This window comes from Amycolatopsis keratiniphila subsp. keratiniphila (assembly GCF_001620365.2).
GTDB classification, from domain to species: Bacteria; Actinomycetota; Actinomycetes; order Mycobacteriales; family Pseudonocardiaceae; genus Amycolatopsis; species Amycolatopsis keratiniphila.
On record NZ_LQMT02000010.1, the window covers coordinates 98,910 to 117,504 of the forward strand.

The following is an 18,595-nucleotide window of genomic DNA, read 5'->3' on the forward strand; positions in this document are numbered from 1 at the left end:
TTCACGGCTCAATGGCCCTTGTCCACCTTCGTGGGCAGGGGCCATTCGCCGTTCTGGGCCCACAGCTCGTTGACGATCTTGACCGCGTCACCGGCCTCGACCCCGTAGCGATGCCGGTACTTCGCGGCCGGCCGCTGGACGACCGCGGCGACCTCCCCGATGGCGACGTTGTTCCAAGTGCCGTTCGGGTAGAACTGCCGCATCACGGCGAGGAACCGGCCGGTCGCCCACACCGGGTCGGTGCGCTGTTCGAAGGAGCCCCAGCTCGCGCGCTGCTGGAAGAGCCCGACCGAGTCGCCGAGGCCGCCGTCGAGGTTGGCGATACTCGATTCGACGATCACCGTCGCGATCGCGATGGCCGCCGCGCGATCGTTGAGCCCCGATCTCTGCACGGTCTCGACGATCACTCTGGCGCACGAGGTGTTGTACGGGTTCATGTAGCCGCGCATCTTGGTGGCGAGCTGCTGGTTGAGGCTTTGGGCGGAGTCGGTGTCGTCGGCGGACGCGCCCGCCTGGGCGCACGGCAGGGCGATGTGTTCGACCTGGTCGGGCCGGATCTCGGTGGGCGGGAGCAGGACGAGGGAGAAGGCGAGGTACGCGGCGGTGAGTGAGCTCAGCATATGCGGTGACCGTTCGGTGCAGGTGGTCGTGAGTGGCGATTCGTGTTCTAACCCGAATCGCCACTCACGACCACCTGGACGGCACCCCCGCGTGAACGGCTACCCGACGACCATCCTTTTGGGTTAGGTTCCCCCTCATGAAGCTGCGCTGGGGTGTCACCGCTGTCGTTTCCGCTCTCGCCGCCGTGCTCCTGCCCGGCGTCGCCACCGCCGCGCCCGCCACGGCGTCCTTGCCGATCGTGCGCTGCGAGTTCACGCCGACACCGGAAAACCCCGCGGCCCGCCCGGTCCTGCGGCCTCTCCCCTTCGCGTTCACCCGCGGCACCGTCGACGTCACGTTCCGCTTCAACTACGGCCCGGTGACCGTGCGCCTGAACCGCGCCGGCGCTGCCCCGTGCGCCGTCCACAACCTGGCGAGCCTGGCCCTGCAGCGCTTCTACGACCGCAGCCAGTGCTGGCGCCTGACGAACTCCTCGCGCCTCGGCGTCATGCAGTGCGGCGACATCTACGAAGCCGAGAAGGGCGGGCCGGGCTACAAGTTCGCGGACGAGGTCGACGGCACCGAGACCTACGAACGCGGCACCATCGCCATGGGCAACCAGGGCCCCGGCACGAACGGCAGCGAGTTCTTCATCGTGCACTCGTTCGCGAACATCCCGAAGAACTATTCGGTGATGGGCAAGGTCGTGCGGGGCATGGAGGTGCTGGACCGGATCGTGGCGAACGGCATCATCCCGACGGATCCGAACGGGCCTCAGGACGGACTGCCCGCGAAGCCGGTGAAGATCCAGAAGGCGACCGTCGGTTTCTGACCGGAGCGCCCAAAAGACACAAAATCGTAGGCCGTTCGGCCGAACCCATTTTTTGTTCACCGATTCATGTGACGAAAACCTCCCGCCAAGCGATGCTGATCATGTTGGCCTTGAGGGGGGGTTCTGGCATGCACCTGCTTGCGTTGGGTCCGCTCGCGCTGCACGGAGACCACGGCGAGGTCGCGGTCGGCGGGCCGAAACCCAAGGCGTTGCTCACGGCTCTGGTGATACACGCACGCCAAGTCGTGTCGGTCGAGCAATTGATCGCGTTGGTCTGGGACGACGTTCCGCCGCAATCAGCCACCGCCCTCATCCACAATTACGTCTCGATCCTTCGCCGCTCTTTCGCCGCCGTGGGCGGACAAGACGTCTTGACCACCCGCACACCGGGTTACCTCCTGAACATCGCAGCCGAGGAAACGGACCTCGGAAGATTCGCGCGACATCTCGAATCGGCTCGTCAGGCGAAACAGCTGCGGCAATTCGACACGGCCGTCCAGTCATACGAGCGAGCACTGAGCCTGTGGCGAGGGCCTGCGCTCGGTGGAGTCGACTCCCGTTTCGCCCGGAGCCATGCCGCAAGGCTCGATGAAGATCGCTTGCGTGCCGACGAAGGGCTCGCCGGTTGCCTCCTCGCCGTCGGCAGAGCCGAAGAAGCGGCATCCCGGCTCACCCGTACCGTCGCCGAGAACCCACTCCACGAGGAGGCACGCGGGCTCCTGATGCATTCGCTGTACGAATGCGGCAGGCAAGCCGACGCGCTCGCCGTGTATCAGGACGGCCGACGGCACCTGATGGACGAGCTCGGCGTCGAGCCGGGCGAACGACTGCGGCGGCTGCAGCGGGAAATCCTGGCAGGTGCACTGCAACCACTCTCGCCCAAGCCCCGGACGCCGCCGTCGAACCCCGCTCGGGAAACGACCATCGAGGAATCGAAGGGAAACCGGACGTCTACCGGCTCGTCCTCCGCTCCCTGCCAGCTGCCACCGGATATCAGCGATTTCACCGGTCGTTCGGCGTCGGTCGACGCGCTGCTCCGGCTCGGCGCCCCGGATCCGGCGAGCGGTCGCACGGCCACGCCGATCGCAGTGGTGTCCGGCTTCGGTGGAGCCGGAAAATCGACGCTGGGAATCCACGCCGCCCACCTGCTTCGCGAGAGTTACCCGGACGGGCAGCTATTCGCCGATCTTCGAGGAAGAGACCACGAACTCGACGCACACGAGGTCCTCAGGCGGTTCTTGGTCGCGCTTGGTGTGGCGGCCGCCGATCTACCGGACAGCCTCGACGAGCGGGCAGAACTTTACCGATGGAAGGTTTCCGGGCGTCGCTTGGTGATTCTCCTCGACAACGCTCGCAGTGAACTCCAGGTCCGCAGCCTGCTACCCGGCAACTCCCAATGTCTGGTGATCGTCACGAGTCGCTCACGGCTGACCGGCCTCGAAGGTGCCGAGTCCATCGAGCTCGATTTCCTGGGCGACGACGACGGTGTCGCGATGTTCAGCCGGATCATCGGTGAGGAAAGGGCATCGGCCGATGCTCCGGCGACCCGGTCGATCGTGACCCTGTGCGGCGGCGTCCCCCTGGCCATCAGGACGGCCGCCGCGAAGATGCTGGCACGTCCACACTGGCCGCTCTCCGCACTCGCGTCCCGGTTGTCCAACGAACGTCGGCGCTTGGACGAACTGGCCGTGGGTGATCTGGCGATCAGGTCCAGCCTCGGACTCAACTACAGCGAGCTGAACTCCCCTCAACGGCGGGTCTTTCATCTGCTGGCCCTGCTCGACCTGCCCGATTTCGGTGCTTGGCTGGCGGCACCGCTGATCGAGACATCCATCGAAGACGCCGAAGAGATCGTCGAGCAGCTAGTCGACCTTCGGCTGCTCGAAGTGGTCGGGCTGGACACATTGGGCAGAGTCCGCTACAGGTTTCACGACCTGGTGCGGCTATTCGGCGCCGAACGTGCGGTCGAGGCCGAGCCACACGAGCTCGTCGTCACGGCTGTGACCAGAATGCTTCTCACCTGGATGGGCCTTGTCGAAGTCGCCGCGCGACAGCTTCCGCGAGTGACACTCGGTTTGAGGCCTCGTATCGACGTGCAAAGCGTGCTCGACCCGCGGCTCGCGGTCGTCGCGGAAACCCGCCCGACCGAGTGGTTCGGTTCAGAGACCGGCACCGTGGTCCGTGTCCTCGAACGAGCCCACGAATTCGGCATCGACGAAGCGACCACGACGTTCGTCGCGTCGCTGCTGTCGTCGCCGTTCGCCGCGCGCAACGAGTTCGATGGCTGGCAGAGGGTGAACGAAGTCGCGCTCGCTTCCGCGCGTTCATCGGGCCGGAAACAAGCCGAAGCCGTCGTGCTGGCCGGGGCCGGGCAACTGTTCTACGAGAAGGACGACTTCGCGGCGGCTCTGGAACACTTCGGCCAGGCGGGGGACCTGGCGGAAGCGGTCGGCGACGTCGAGACCCTCGCCATCACCTTGGCCGGAACCGGCACTGTTCATCGTGACAGAGCCGAGTTCGACCTCGCGGTGCGTGATCTCACCAAGGCCGCGGCATTGGCACAAGAAGTCGGCGCGACCGACGTCCTCGCGGCCGTCCGCTACGGGCTCGGCGCGATCCATTGCGATTGCGGAAGGTTCGATCGAGCGGCCGGATACTTCGACAGTTGCGTGGAGCTCTACCGGGTCTTGCAGGACAAGCGTGGGGAAGCCCTGTCGATCCGAGGATTGAGCCTGTGCCGTCGTGCGCGAGGCGATCTTCACGAGGCTGTCGACTTGAGCCGAACGGCCGAAGAGCTGTTGGTGGAGGCCGGCGACGATCTCGGTGCCATCTACGCGCGGCAGTCGTTCGTCAAAGCGGCGATCCGACAAGGAGCGAAGTGCGGCCTCGATGAACTGCTCGAAGCCAACTTGTCAGGCTGTGTCCAGCACGGTGACAGGTTCGGCGTGGCACTGATGACGCGGACCGCCGGCGAACTCGCGTTGGCGACAGGCGATCAGGAAAGTGCCCGGGCGCTGCTCGCCGAGGCGCTCGTGCAGTGGACCGAACTGGGGCTGCCACTGTGGCAGGCCCGAACACTGCGCGACCTCGCCGCGGCGGAAGCCGGCACACCGGGACAAGCCGACGAGCATTGGCGAAACGCGCTCGCTCTTTTCTCGACCACCGGGGCCCGCGAACTGACCGAATTGGCAGGCGAAACGCCTCAGACCTGGCAGGCGCGTGCCCGACGGCCCTACCGCGAGGCCGCTTATAGGAATCTTATAGCTCCTCCACAGCTTCCTGAGGGCGCCGTGTAGGTCTCTTGGAGGTCTACCGGCGACTATTTCCATGTGACACAGGAGAAGTCGAAGCAGACGGCATCGGACTCTCTCTTTTCAACCGCACACAGGACCGCTTCGCCGATAGTTATCGGGCACCGCACCAATCGGGATCAGGTCATCGAACGAGCCAAGAGCTGGCTCGATCCCCCCGTTCCCTACAGTCAAGAGAAGCTGCACGAAAACAAGTACGGAATCTATCGGACGGACTGCTCCGGTTTCGTTTCGATGGCATGGGGGATTCCTGGAGCACCTTCGAACAAACATGGCGGCCTGGACACGATCGGACTGGCCCAAGTCGGATTTGAAGTCGCCAAACGCCGGCTGAGAGCCGGAGACGCACTGCTCTGCATCGAAGGCACGAGGCTGACTAGACACGTCACCCTCTTCGCCGACTGGGCGGATCGAAGGTGCTCGACCTATTGGGCGTTCGAGCAGTGCGGCGGTACCGGAACAGTGTACCGGCGCGTCGTTTATCCCTACGAAAAAGCAGCTTTCCGATACATGCCGTTCAGATACTCGTTGATCGAGAATTGAGGATTGGTCTTGAGCTACCGAAGAAGAGAAAAGAGTCGTATCCTACGGACGATCACGGCGGCCACCATCGCGGCGACCATGGCATGCCTGTCGATCCCGGCCGCCGCGACAGCGGTTGAGCACGCGGCCCCCGCCGGCTTTGTCGACACACCGAACGCGACACCCGAACAACGCGGCATCGGAACAGCCACGGTGACCGCGGCGGACGTGGCCGCGAGCGCGACCATCTCCCGCAGCGAAGTGCTGCGGCGCGCCCGTAGCTGGGTCGACGTGAACGTCAAATACACCCAATACAACCACTACTCGAACCAGTACGGCGATTACCGCATGGACTGCTCCGGGTTCATCTCCATGGCGTGGGGACTGCAGCCGTCAGGCATGGCCGCCCCCACCACCAGATCACTTCCGAGTTACGGCACATTGCTCAACAGCTTGGACGATCTGTTGCCCGGTGATGCCATCAACGACTTCGACAGCCATGTGGTGCTCTTCGTGAGCTGGGCCGACGCCGGCCACACCGTCGCGAATGTGTACGAGCAGACTTCGTACGGCGGGCCCGCCGGCCCTGACCCGGGTGCCATCGCGAGTCAGTATTCGCGGACGAAGCTGATCAACAACGGATATCGACCGCTTCGCTACAACGGGATCGGAGCCGGCTCCGAGTCCGGACGCGATTTCACCGGTGACGGGCGCGCGGACCTGATGGCGATCGATTCCGGCAACAGCCTCATCCGGTTCAACGGCGATGGCGCCGGACACGTCACCTGGGGCGGCGCCGCTTGGAACGGCGCGCACTGGGCGGGTTACCGCGAACTCACCGTCGGTGACTTCAACAACGACGGCCGGGCCGACGTGATCGGCATCGACCCAGGAAACAGCCTCATCTTCTTCCCCGGCGACGGCGCCGGGAACGTCACCTGGGGCGGAGGCGCCTGGAACGGCGCCCACTGGGCCGGCTACCGGGAGCTCACCGCGGGCGACTTCAACGGCGACGGCCGCACCGACATCGCGGGCATCGATCCGGGCAACAACCTCGTCGTCTTCAACGGTGACGGGGCCGGGCATGTGACCTGGGGTGGTGCCGCCTGGAACGGCGCTCACTGGGCCGGCTACCGCGAACTCGTCGCCGGTGACTTCAACAACGACGGCCGCACCGACATCGTCGGGATCGACGCGGGTAACAACCTCATCCGGTTCAACGGCGATGGAGCCGGACACGTCACCTGGGGCGGCGGTGCCTGGAACGGCGCACATTGGGCCGGCTACCGCGAACTCGTCGCCGGTGACTTCAACAACGACGGCCGCACCGACGTGATCGGCATCGACCCAGGAAACAGCCTCATCTTCTTCCCCGGCGACGGCGCCGGGCAGGTGAGCTGGGGCGGCGGAGCGTGGAACGGCGCCCACTGGGCCGGCTACCGCGAACTCGCCTGATCCCGCACCCCGAACCTTCATCGAAAGGAAGACCATGCGTCTCAAAACGGCGCTCAGAAGTCGCCGTCTCCTGGTGACCGCGGTCCTGGCGGGCCTGTTCGCTACGTCCGTCTCCGAAGTGGCCCTCGCCGACGAGAACGAACGGCTCGCCCTCCTCGCCAGTGCGACGACCGCCCCTTGCGCCCCAGCGGGGGTCACCCCCGCGGACGAGGCCCTGTCCGCGAAGGTGCGTCCACAGATCAGCTGGTTCTCGGCCTACAACGCCTCCTGCGCACGGGCGATCGTCCGGCAGACGAAGGCCCGTGGCCTGAATCTCCGGGCGGCGAACATCGCGATCACCACGGCGATCACCGAGACCCACCTGAACAACTACGACCAGGCTGTCGATCACGACAGTCTCGGCCTGTTCCAGCAACGACCGAGCCAAGGCTGGGGCACGCCGGCCGAGCTGATCGATCCGGTGTACGCCACCAATGCCTTCCTGAACGCGATGCTGCGGAACTATCCCGACAATTCGTGGCAAAGCGGTGACATCGCGAACATTTGCCAGCGGGTTCAACGTTCAGCATTCCCGGACGGGTCGAACTACCGGGCCAATGTCGCCCAAGCCGCAGTGATCGCGGACGCGGTGTGGGGCTCCTCCGGTTCGGGACGCGACTTCACCGGTGACGGGCGGGCGGACCTGATGGCGATCGATTCCGGCAACAGCCTCATCCGGTTCAACGGGGACGGCGCCGGACATGTGAACTGGGGCGGTGCCGCCTGGAACGGCGCTCACTGGGCGGGTTACCGCGAGCTCACCGTCGGTGACTTCAACAACGACGGCCGCGCCGACGTGATCGGCATCGACCCAGGAAACAGCCTCATCTTCTTCCCCGGTGACGGGGCGGGAAACGTCACGTGGGGCGGAGCTGCCTGGAACGGTGCCCATTGGGCCGGCTACCGGGAAATCACTGCCGGTGACTTCAACGGCGACGGCCGCACCGACCTCATCGGTATCGACCCCGGAAACAACCTCGTCGTCTTCAACGGGGACGGCGCGGGCCACGTGGTCTGGGGTGGTGCCGCCTGGAACGGCGCTCACTGGGCGGGTTACCGCGAACTCGTCGCCGGTGACTTCAACGGCGACGGCCGCACCGACCTCATCGGTATCGACCCAGGAAACAGTCTCATCTTCTTCCCCGGTGACGGCGCCGGGCACGTGAACTGGGGCGGCGGAGCGTGGAACGGAGCCCACTGGGCCGGCTACCGCGAACTCGTCGCGGGCGATTTCAACAACGACGGCCGCGCCGACGTGATCGGCATCGACCCAGGAAACAGCCTCATCTTCTTCCCCGGTGACGGCGCCGGGCACGTGAACTGGGGCGGCGGAGCGTGGAACGGGGCCCACTGGGCCGGCTACCGCGAACTCGCCTAGGCAAGCCGGGGGCCGGAAGACGATTCGGCCCCCGGCTCAGGCGCGTCCTCGCCCCTCATCCCAGATTTTGGGAAGGGCGAGGCCGCGTCTTTTCGCTGCCAGAGGAGCCTGGCGTTCTTCATCGAGCGGTCTTCGGGTACGAGCCGAACCTCACCCTTGTGCGGGTCCGGTAGTCTGGTCGCCAAGGTCGAGAGGCGCTGCAACGGACCGCGGGGTCCGCCACGCTCGGCCCCGGACTTCACCGCAAGGGCGCCTCCCACGACATGGGAGGAGCGCTGGATGGAAACGACCGCCCTGCGAAAGCTGCTGGATGAGCGCATCGTGGTGCTCGACGGCGCGTGGGGGTCGATGCTCCAGAACGCCGGCCTCAAACCCGAGGACTACCGCACCGAGCGGTTCCAGGATCACCCTCGTGACATCACCGGCGACCCCGACCTGCTGAACATCACCCGGCCGGATGTCGTCCTCGACATCCACCGCCAGTATCTGGACGCCGGCGCGGACATCACGACGACGAACACGTTCACCGCCACCACCATCGGCCAGGCGGACTACGGGCTCGAGCATCTCGCGTACGAGATGAACCTCCGCGGCGCCCAGATCGCGCGCGAGGCGGCGGACGCGGCGGGCGGGAAGTTCGTCGCCGGGTCGGTCGGGCCGCTGAACGTCACGTTGTCGCTGTCGCCCAAGGTCGAGGACCCGGCGTTCCGCGCGGTGACCTTCGACGAGGTGTACGCCGCGTACGCCGACCAGATCAAGGCGCTCGCCGAGGGCGGCGTGGACCTGCTGCTCATCGAGACGATCTTCGACACCCTCAACTGCAAGGCCGCGATCGCCGCGGCCCGTGACGTCGCGCCGCATCTGCCGCTGTGGATCTCGGTGACGATCGTCGACCTGAGCGGCCGGACGCTGTCCGGGCAGACGGTCGAGGCCTTCTGGAGCTCCATCGAGCACGCGGATCCGCTGCTCGTCGGCGTCAACTGTTCGCTGGGCGCCGAGGAGATGCGCCCGCACATCGCCGAGCTGTCGCGCCTCGCGGGCACGTACACGGCCTGTCACCCCAACGCCGGCCTGCCGAACGCGTTCGGCGGGTACGACCAGACGCCCGAGGAGACCGGCGGGCTGCTCGGCGACTTCGCCACGGCCGGGATGGTCAACGTCGTCGGCGGCTGCTGCGGTACGACGCCCGCGCACATCAAGGAGATCGCCGACGCCGTCCGGGGGATGGCGCCGCGGACCGTCCCGGATCCGAAGGCGCACACCCGGTTCAGCGGGCTCGAGCCGTTCGAGATCGGCAAGGACACCGGGTTCGTCATGATCGGCGAGCGGACCAACGTCACCGGATCCGCCAAGTTCCGCAAGCTGATCGAGGCCGACGACCACCAGGCCGCCGTCGACGTCGCGCTGGAGCAGGTCCGCGGCGGGGCGAACCTGCTGGACGTCAACATGGACGCCGACCTGCTCGACAGCGAAAAGGCGATGACCACGTTCCTGAACCTCATCGCCACCGAACCCGAGGTCGCCCGCCTGCCGATCATGATCGACAGCTCGCGCTGGACGGTCCTCGAAGCCGGACTGAAATGCGTGCAGGGCAAGGGAGTCGTCAACTCCATCAGTCTCAAGGAGGGCGAGGAGCAGTTCCTCCAGCAGGCCCGCCGCATCCGCGACTACGGCGCCGGCGTGGTCGTGATGGCCTTCGACGAGGAGGGCCAGGCCGACACCGCCGACCGCAAGGTCGAGATCTGCGCCCGCGCCTACGACCTGCTGACCCAGCAAGCGGGTTTCGCCGCCGAGGACATCATCTTCGACCCGAACGTGCTCGCCGTCGCCACCGGTATCTCCGAGCACAACGGATACGCCAAGGCGTTCATCGACGCGCTGCCGCGGATCAAGGAACGCTGTCCCGGCGTGCACATCAGCGGCGGTATCTCGAACCTCTCGTTCTCCTTCCGCGGCAACAACGTCGTGCGCGAGGCGATGCACTCGGCCTTCCTGCTGCACGCCGTGCGCGCGGGGCTGGACATGGGCATCGTCAACGCCGGGCAGCTCGCGGTCTACGAGGACATTCCCAAAGATCTGCTCGAGCTGGTCGAGGACGTGCTCTTCGACCGCCGCGAGGACGCCACCGACAGGCTGGTCACGTTCGCGGAAACGGTCAGTGGCAAGGGAACCAAGCGCACGGTCGACCTCTCCTGGCGGGAGGGCCCGGTCGAGGAGCGCCTCAGCCACGCGCTGGTGCACGGCATCGTCGACTACATCGAAGAGGACACCGAGGAAGCGCGCCAGAAGCTGCCGAGGCCGCTCGAGGTCATCGAAGGCCCCCTGATGGACGGCATGAAGATCGTCGGCGATCTGTTCGGGTCCGGGAAGATGTTCCTGCCGCAGGTGGTCAAGAGCGCGCGCGTGATGAAGCGGTCGGTGGCCTACCTCGAGCCGTTCATGGAGGCCGAGAAGGAGAAGGCGCGCCTCGAAGGCCGGGTCGAAACCCGCCAGGGCAACGGAAAGGTCGTCCTGGCGACGGTCAAGGGTGACGTGCACGACATCGGCAAGAACATCGTCGGCGTCGTCCTCGGCTGCAACAACTACGAGGTGATCGACCTCGGCGTGATGGTCCCGGCTTCGGTCATCCTCGACACGGCCGTCTCCGAGGGTGCCGACGCCATCGGGCTTTCCGGCCTGATCACGCCGTCGCTGGACGAAATGGTCAACGTCGCCGCCGAAATGGAGCGGCGCGGGCTGAAGCTGCCGTTGCTGATCGGCGGCGCGACCACCTCACGCCAGCACACCGCGGTCCGCATCGCGCCGGCGTACGAACACACGACCGTGCACGTCCTCGACGCCTCCCGTGTCGTCGGCGTGGTCGGCGACCTGCTCGACGCGGATCGCGCCGAGATACTCGACAAGAAGAACCGCGAGGACCAGGAAGAGCTGCGCGTGCAGCACGCGAACAAGCAGCGCACGCCGTTGCTGACGGTCGAGCAGGCCAGGGCCAACCCGGAGAAGGTGTCCTTCGACGACATCCCGACGCCCGCGTTCACCGGCGTCCGGTACGTCTCGCCGTCGCTCACCGAGCTGCGCGAAATGATCGACTGGACCTTCCTGTTCCTGGCCTGGGAGCTGAAGGGCAAGTACCCGGCGATCCTGGACAACCCGGTGGCGCGTGAGCTGTTCGACGACGCGAACACCCTGCTGGACCAGATCATCGCGGAGGAGCGGTTCCAGGCCAAGGGCGCGTACGCGTTCTGGCCCGCGCACTCCGAGGGCGACGACATCGTCCTCGAGTCGGGCCTCAAGTTCCCGATGCTGCGCCAGCAGACCAAGAAACCGCTGTCGCGGCCCAACCGCTGCCTGGCGGACTACATCGCGCCGGCGGGTGCCGGCGACCACCTCGGTGGCTTCGCGGTCACCATCCTCGGCGCCGAGGACTTCGCCGCCGAGTTCGAGGCCAAGCAGGACGACTACCGCGCCATCATGGTGAAGGCGCTCGCGGACCGGCTCGCCGAAGCGTTCGCCGAGCATCTGCACCTCCAGGCGCGGCGGGACTGGTTCGAGCCGGACGCCGATCCGAAGCTGGAAGACCTGCACGCCGAGAAGTTCCGCGGTATCCGCCCGGCACTGGGTTACCCGGCGAGCCCGGATCACAGCGAGAAGCAGGAGCTGTTCGACCTGCTCGACGCGGGCAGCTTCGGCATGGGGCTGACGGAGTCGTTCGCGATGACGCCGGCGGCGAGTGTCAGCGGCCTGATCTTCGCCCACCCCGCTTCGCGGTACTTCACCGTCGGACGGCTGGGCAAGGACCAGATCGAGGACTACGCGGTCCGTCGCGGCCTGGAACTGTCCACTGTGGAACAGTGGCTCCGCCCGAACCTCGCCTACGACCCCGAATGACACAATGACCGCGTGACTGCCGAGGGCTCGGACTTCCTGCAGCTGGACATCGGGGACGCCCCGCCGGGGCGCCGGTCGGACTGGCTGGCGTCGCGGTTGCGGCACGCCATCTCCGACGGCCGCCTGCCGGTCGGCAGCAGGCTGCCCGCGACCAGGGCGCTGGCCGCGGACCTGCGGGTCTCCCGCGGCGTGGTCACCGAGGCCTACCAGCGGCTGGTCGAAGACGGTCACGTCGCCGGACGCGGCCGCGCGGGCACGGTGGTCGTCGCGGCGCCGGCGCGGACGAAGGAGCAGGCGCCGCCCGGTCCCCCGGCCGCGGGCACGATCTTCCGGCCCGCGCCCGGGATCGGCGTCTTCGACTCGCTGCGGTCGACCCCGGCGCGGATCGACCTGTCCCCCGGCGTGCCGGATCTGACGGCGTTCCCGCGGACCGCCTGGTTACGCGCGGAACGCACCGTGCTCAACGACCTCTCGGCCGCGGCCTTCGGCTACGGCGACCCGCGCGGCGCGCCCGCGTTGCGGCTGGCCATCGCGCACTGGATCGCCCGCACCAGGGGCATCACCGCCGACGCCGACGACGTGCTGATCGTCGCCGGTGTCGCGCAGGGACTCGGTTTGCTGGCGCAGGTGCTGCACGACAACGGGATCTCCGAGATCGCCATCGAAGATCCGAGTTCGCTGGGCGCGCGGCAGCATCTGCACGACCGGCGGCTGGCGACACCGCCGATCCGGGTCGACGAAGACGGGATCGACGTCGACGAGCTCGTACGCAGCGGCGCGCCCGCCGTGCTGCTCACACCCGCGCACCAGTTCCCGACCGGTGTCGTGCTCGGCGGGGAACGCCGTCGCGAGCTCATGCGCTGGGCCGCGGACGGCGGCTTGATCATCGAGGACGACTACGACGCCGAGCACCGCTACGACCGCCCGCCGGTCCCCGCGCTGCGCTCGATGCTCGCCGAGCAGGTCTGTTACGCGGGCAGTGTGTCGAAGTGGCTCGCGCCCGCGCTCCGGGTCGGCTGGATGCTGGTGCCGACGCGGTACCGGGACGAGGTGGTCGCGGCCAAACGGTTCGCCGACCTCGGCAACGCCGTGCTCCCGCAGCTGGTGCTCGCGCATCTCATGGAGTCCGGCGAGATGGAACGGCAGCTGCGGTTCGTGCGCAAGCGGCATCGCCGCCGCCGGGACGCGATGATCGACGCGCTCCGGACGCATCTCCCGGGCGCCGTGGTGCACGGAGCCGCCGCCGGACTGCATCTGACGATCACCTTCGACGGCGAGTTCTCCGATCTCGACTTCGCCGCCGCCGCGCTGGAGCAAGGGGTGAAGGTACAGCCGCTGTCGTGGCATTGTCAGCGGCCGATGAATCCGGGCCTCGTGCTCGGCTACGGGGCGAGCCCGGCGACCGATATCGCCGAGGGCATCGCCACCCTCGGCAAGATCAGGCGCTAGCCACCGAACTGCCCGAGGAAAGCCAGGAGCACGGCCGGGTCTTCGACGTGGGCGTTGTGGCCCAGGCCGGGAAGTTCGACGGAAGCCTCGTTGAGCGCACGAAGCTGTTCGGGGCGGCTCATGGGGTCGTGCTCACCGGCGGCGAGGGCGACCGGGCAGCACGCCGCGCCGAGCAGTCCGGGCAGGTCGGGAGCGCCGACGGCGAACGCGCGGGGATCCAGGGCCAGCCGCCAGCCGCCCTCGGTTTCGACGATGCCGTCGGGGTCCGCTTCGGCCAAACCGGTCAACCCGGCGATCTTGAGGAAGGCTCGCTCGGCGTCCTCGCGGGCCGGGAACACCCTGGGCGGTTTCGCCGCCATGTCGGCGGCCTTCGCGAGGTCGGACTCGCTCCATTCGACCTTGACGCCCACCGCGAGCAGCCCGTCGACCCGGAGCCCGAACCACCCGCTGGCCAGCGCGAGCCCGACCACCCCGCCCAGGGAGTGGCCGATCACCAGCAGCGGACCGCGTTCCGGGAGCGCGTCGGCGACCGCCGCCGCCAGGCCGCCGAAGGAGTAATGCGTCGAGTGCGGTGAAGCCCCGTGCCCGGGGAGGTCGGGCGCCAGCCAGCGGTAGCCGGGTTGCAGCATCAGACCTTCCCAGACCGCGCCCGTCGCGCCGAGGCCGTGCAGCAGGAGCACGGCGGGGCCTTCGGTTCCGGCGGTACGCATCTTCAGCTTGTCCACCGGACGGATCTTTCCTCAGGTCCCGGTGCGCGGGCTAGTGTCGACGCCGTGATCACCGATCCGGACGTATACACCCGAGGCGTGCCGTACGAGCACCTCGCGGCGCTGCGCCGGGAGTCGCCGGTCGTGCGCGTGGACGATTTCTGGGCGGTGCTGCGGCATTCGGACGTCAAGCACGTGCTGAAGAACCCGAAGCAGTTCTCGTCGCACCTCGGCGGGACACAGATCCGGGATCCGGCGACCGAGCAGGACCTCGGTTACGTCCGCCGCATGATGCTCAACATGGATCCGCCCGAGCACGCCCGGCTGCGCGGCCTGCTCACCAAGGCGTTCACGCCGCGCGCGGTCGGCAGGCTGACCGAGCGGATCCAGGGCTGGGCAAGGGAACTGGTCGAGGGAGCCCGCAAGGACGGCGAGTGCGACTTCGCCACCCTCGCCGCGGATCTCCCGTTGCTGACGCTCGCCGAGGTCTTCGGGATCCCCGAACAGGACCGGCGGTTGATGTACGACTGGAGCAATCGCGTGATCGGCTACCAGGACGCCGACTACGCGGTGAGCGCGACCGTCGAGGCGGACGACGTCACCGATCTCGCGCGGGCGGCGCTGGCGGTGCGGCCGGTTCCCGGGCCGGACGGCGCGATGCCCGATCCGCGCACGCGGGCCGGGATGCCGGATCTCTACGCGTACGCCACCGCGCTCGGCGAGTACAAGCGGCGGCATCCCGGCGACGACGTGATGAGCAACCTGATGGGTCACGTGGAAGACGGCGGACGGGTCTCGATCGCGGAGTTCGAGAACCTGTTCTGGCTGTTTTCCGTGGCGGGCAACGAAACCCTGCGCAACGGCATCCCCGGCGGGATGTTGTCGTTGCTGTCGCATCCGGATCAGTACCGGCGCCTGCTGGCCGACCGTTCACTGCTTCCCGTTGCGGTGGAAGAGATGTTGCGCTTCTGGACGCCGGTCATGCACTTCCGCCGGACCGCGACCGAGGACGTCGTCCTGTCCGATGTGGACATCCGCGCGGGCGAGAAGGTGGTCGTCTGGTTCTCCGCCGCGAATCGCGACGAGTCCGTCTTCGAAGACCCGGACCGCTTCGACATCGGCCGCACGCCCAACGATCACCTGACCTTCGGGCACGGTCCGCATTTCTGCCTCGGCGCCCAGCTGGCGCGGGTGCAGCTGCGCGCGATGTTCGAAGCGGTCCTGGATCTGCTTGGCGAGGCCGAACTGGCCGGTGAGCCGGTGCGCTTGCGGTCGAACTTCCAGAACGGGCTGAAATCCCTGCCGATCCGCTGGTAGCGCGGTGCCCCTTCCCGCCCCCGAGCGCGGGAAGGGGCACCGCACCCCCTGGTCACTCGGCGGCGGCGTACTCCGGTTCGGCGATGGCGGAGCGGGCTTCGGCCTTACGCAGGCCGACGACTCCGGACAGCGCCACCAGGACACTGACCACGGCGATGCCGGTGACGACGGTCAGCGCGGGCGCCAGACCGTTCAGCAGCGCGGCCGGACCGGTGGCGCCGCCCGAGTTGCCGGTCAGGACCGCGGTCACCACGGCGAGCCCGATCGCGCCGCCGACCTGGATCGACGTGTTCAGCAGCCCGCCGGCGAGCCCCTGCTCGTCGTCGGAGATGCCGTTGGTCGCCTGGATGTTCAGCGACGAGAAGGCCAGCATGAAGCCGATGCCCAGCAGGATCATGCTCGGCAGAACCGAACCTGCGTAGCTGGAGCTCTCGTCGATCCGCAGGAACAGCGCGTACCCGATGACGTGGGCGACGACACCGGCGAGGATCGTGCGCGGGGTGCCGAGCCGGTCGATGAGCGGCTCGATCCGAGGCGAACCGAAGGCCACGATCAGCGCGGCCGGCAGGAACCCGAGCGCGGTCTGCAGCGCGGACCAGTGCAGCACGTTCTGCAGGTACAGCATGACCACGAACTGGAAACCGATGTAGGCGCCGAAGAACGTCGCGCCACCGAGGTTGGCGCGGGCCAGTGGGCCGGAGCGCAGGATGCCGAGCCGGAGCAGCGGGTGCTTGCTGCGCTTCTCGATGAACACGAAGGTGGCGAGCAGGGCGAGCGCGAGGGCGAACGAGATCAGCGTCCGCGGCGCGGCCCAGCCGATCTCCGGCGCTTCGACCACGGCGAAGACCAGCAGGAGCGAACCGGCGGCACCGGTGATCGCGCCCGGGAAGTCGTAGCCCCCGCCCGTCTGCGGCTCGTAGGACGGGATCAGCTTGATCGCGGCGACCAGCGCGGCGATCGCGATCGGCACCGGCAGCAAGAACGTCCAGCGCCAGCCCACCTCGGTGAGCAGACCGGAGAAGACGAGGCCCGCGGAGTAACCGCTGGCACCGAAGACGGCGAAGATGCTGATCGCCCGGTTGCGGGCAGGACCTTCGTGGAAGGTCGTGGTGATGATGGACAACGCGGCCGGTGCGGTGAACGCGGCGGCCAAGCCCTTGATGAAGCGGGTGGCGATCAGCAGCGCGCCGTCGTCGACGAGGCCGCCGAGCAGGGAGGCGAGCGCGAAGACCGCGACGGCGACGAGGAAGACCCGGCGCCTGCCGAGCAGGTCGGCGGTGCGGCCGCCGAGAAGCAGCAGGCCGCCGTACCCGAGCACGTAGGCGCTGATGATCCACTGCAGGGCACCGGTGGAGAGGCCGATGTCGGCCTGGATGGACGGGAGGGCGACGGCGACCATCGACACGTCGAGCGCGTCGAGACCGACGACAACGGACACAGTGAGCAGGACACCCCAGAGGCGCGCGTCCCACCTTGTCGAGCTGGTGGACAGCTGCACGGAAGAACTCATGATCCGTACAGTACATGCACACGCATCTAATGCAAGTGCATTTAATGACTTTGCATAAAATTCATGTGCATGCTATCTTGGGCCGCGTGAGCGACGTCGCCGAAGAAGACCTGCTGCGGGAGTGGCACGACCTGTCCGCCCGCCATGCGGCGGTCTTCGGTCGGCTGGAGTGCCGCCTTCAGGAACGCCACGGGCTCGGTGTCACCGAGTTCGAAGCCCTCGAACGCCTGGTCACCTGCGTGGTCGGCAAATGCCGCGCGGCCGACCTGACCGAGGTCGTGCACCTGAGCCAGAGCGCCACTTCACGGCTCGTCGCCCGTCTCGAGCGCGAGGGCCTCGTCCAGCGCGCGCTCTGCGAATCGGACCGGCGCGGGATCTTCGTCGTCGTGACCGACGAGGGGCGTCGCCGCTACGAAGAGGCGAAGCCGACGCACCGGGCGACGCTCGAAGAGACCCTCACCGTCGACGCCTGACTCCTCGTGGTGGCGTGTCGCCAGAGCGGCACCGAGCCCGGCCACAGCCGACGTCGCGAAAGCCACTTTCGCAACGTTGAAGGTTGCGAAAGTGGCTTTCGCAACCCCGCAGCGATGGCCGAGCCCTACCGACCTAACCGTCCTTGCTACTCACGAGGCGATCGCGGTCAGCCTCGGGCCAGCTCCTCGCGCACCGCGGGGACGACCTCGTTCCCCCAGCGGCCGAGCGCGCTGTCGGTGGAGGTTCCGTCCTCGACCGGGAAGTAGATGAACCCCGCCGCGCCGTGGTCGCGCACCGCCGACACCAGTTCCCCGACCCACTGCTCCGGTGAACCACCGATCCAGCGCCCGTCGGCGTCACGCGGGGACGCCACCGGGTTTTCCGTTATGCGGCCGGGGAAGTTGTAGATGGTCGCGATCTCACCGGGGTCCCGGCCGGCGTCGACGGCCGCCTGGTCGATCACCGGACGCGACTCGGCGAACCGAGGGCTGAGCCAGTCGGCGGCATGCCCCGGGATCCAGCCGTCGGCCAGTTTTCCGGTCACCGCGAGGGATTTGGGCCCGACCGCGCCCGTCCAGACCGGCGGCGCGGCCGCGGCCGCCGGCACCAGGCCGTCGACGGAGTAGAACTCACCCTCGAACGTCACCGGCGCCCCGCCTCCGGAAAGCGCCTTGACCAGGGTGATCGCCTCGCCCATCGCCCGGACCGCTTCGGCGGGCGTGCGGTGCTCCACCCCGAGTTTGGCGATCTCCTTCCAAAGCCCGCCCGCACCGATCCCCAACGCGACACGACCGCCCGACAACGCCGAAAGCGACGTGATCGTCCTCGCCAGCATCGGCGCGGGACGGCTCGGCAGGTTGGTGACGTTGACGGCGGCTGTCACGCGCGAAGTCCTGCCGAGGATCACGCCCAACGCCGCGTAGGCGTCCAGCCGGTCGGCGAAGTACGGATGATCGGACAAGCTGACGAGGTCGAGTCCCGCGCGGTCGGCCTGCTCGGCGTGCCGCAGAAGCTCGTCGACCTCGCCGACGCCGGTTTCGAGGCCGAATCCGAACAGTGCCATCGCCACTCCTTAAGTTCGTAGTACGCACTATTTGTATCACGAACTAGTTG

At 67.7% G+C, this 18,595-nt stretch carries 13 protein-coding genes; 9 read left to right on the forward strand and 4 right to left on the reverse strand.

Translation table 11 applies throughout. The features are described from left to right. Window positions 1–8: 8 nt before the first annotated feature. A complete protein-coding gene (locus AVR91_RS08715) occupies window positions 9–620 on the reverse strand; it encodes a hypothetical protein (RefSeq protein ID WP_063270778.1) in 612 nt (203 codons plus the stop codon). Between the two features lie 137 nt (window positions 621–757). Here AVR91_RS08715 and AVR91_RS08720 point away from each other — a divergent pair, with 137 nt between their 5' ends. From AVR91_RS08720 to pdxR, 7 genes are all read left to right on the forward strand, one after another. Then, entirely contained in the window at window positions 758–1,432 is a 675-nt protein-coding gene (locus AVR91_RS08720; RefSeq protein WP_063270777.1) for a peptidylprolyl isomerase, read from the forward strand. A gap of 92 nt (window positions 1,433–1,524) precedes the next feature. Continuing rightward, a complete protein-coding gene (locus tag AVR91_RS08725) occupies window positions 1,525–4,728 on the forward strand; it encodes an AfsR/SARP family transcriptional regulator (protein ID WP_083737459.1) in 3,204 nt (1,067 codons plus the stop codon). Window positions 4,729–4,761: 33 nt separating this feature from the next. Beyond that, window positions 4,762–5,286 carry an NlpC/P60 family protein gene (locus AVR91_RS42750; protein ID WP_143253935.1) on the forward strand — a complete coding sequence of 175 codons (525 nt, stop codon included), beginning with the start codon at window positions 4,762–4,764 and terminating at the stop codon, window positions 5,284–5,286. Between the two features lie 192 nt (window positions 5,287–5,478). Continuing rightward, window positions 5,479–6,720 (forward strand): FG-GAP repeat domain-containing protein, encoded by a 1,242-nt coding sequence (locus AVR91_RS08730; protein WP_076857295.1) that lies wholly within the window; start codon window positions 5,479–5,481, stop codon window positions 6,718–6,720. Between the two features lie 34 nt (window positions 6,721–6,754). After that, complete coding sequence (locus AVR91_RS08735; protein ID WP_063270774.1) at window positions 6,755–8,137, forward strand: FG-GAP repeat domain-containing protein; 1,383 nt, start codon at window positions 6,755–6,757, stop codon at window positions 8,135–8,137. 279 nt (window positions 8,138–8,416) lie between these two features. Further along, entirely contained in the window at window positions 8,417–12,025 is a 3,609-nt protein-coding gene (gene metH / locus AVR91_RS08740) for a methionine synthase (protein WP_063270773.1), read from the forward strand. Window positions 12,026–12,037: 12 nt separating this feature from the next. Next, complete coding sequence (gene pdxR, locus AVR91_RS08745) at window positions 12,038–13,474, forward strand: MocR-like pyridoxine biosynthesis transcription factor PdxR (protein WP_063270772.1); 1,437 nt, start codon at window positions 12,038–12,040, stop codon at window positions 13,472–13,474. Here pdxR and AVR91_RS08750 read toward each other — a convergent pair. Further along, a complete protein-coding gene (locus AVR91_RS08750) occupies window positions 13,471–14,199 on the reverse strand; it encodes an alpha/beta fold hydrolase (protein ID WP_063270771.1) in 729 nt (242 codons plus the stop codon). The genes pdxR and AVR91_RS08750 overlap by 4 nt on opposite strands. 48 nt (window positions 14,200–14,247) lie before the next feature. On the opposite strand from AVR91_RS08750, the gene AVR91_RS08755 reads away from it, so the two are divergent. Next, a complete protein-coding gene (locus AVR91_RS08755; RefSeq protein WP_063270770.1) occupies window positions 14,248–15,498 on the forward strand; it encodes a cytochrome P450 in 1,251 nt (416 codons plus the stop codon). Window positions 15,499–15,550: 52 nt separating this feature from the next. On the opposite strand, the gene AVR91_RS08760 is transcribed toward AVR91_RS08755, so the two are convergent. Further along, window positions 15,551–17,008: an MFS transporter gene (locus AVR91_RS08760; protein WP_063270769.1), complete on the reverse strand. Its 1,458-nt coding sequence runs from the start codon at window positions 17,006–17,008 to the stop codon at window positions 15,551–15,553. A gap of 86 nt (window positions 17,009–17,094) precedes the next feature. Between AVR91_RS08760 and AVR91_RS08765 the strand changes: the two genes are divergently transcribed. Beyond that, a complete protein-coding gene (locus AVR91_RS08765) occupies window positions 17,095–17,481 on the forward strand; it encodes a MarR family winged helix-turn-helix transcriptional regulator (protein WP_063270791.1) in 387 nt (128 codons plus the stop codon). A gap of 167 nt (window positions 17,482–17,648) precedes the next feature. Here AVR91_RS08765 and AVR91_RS08770 read toward each other — a convergent pair whose 3' ends face one another. After that, window positions 17,649–18,545: an LLM class flavin-dependent oxidoreductase gene (locus tag AVR91_RS08770; protein ID WP_063270768.1), complete on the reverse strand. Its 897-nt coding sequence runs from the start codon at window positions 18,543–18,545 to the stop codon at window positions 17,649–17,651. Between the last annotated feature and the right edge of the window lie 50 nt (window positions 18,546–18,595).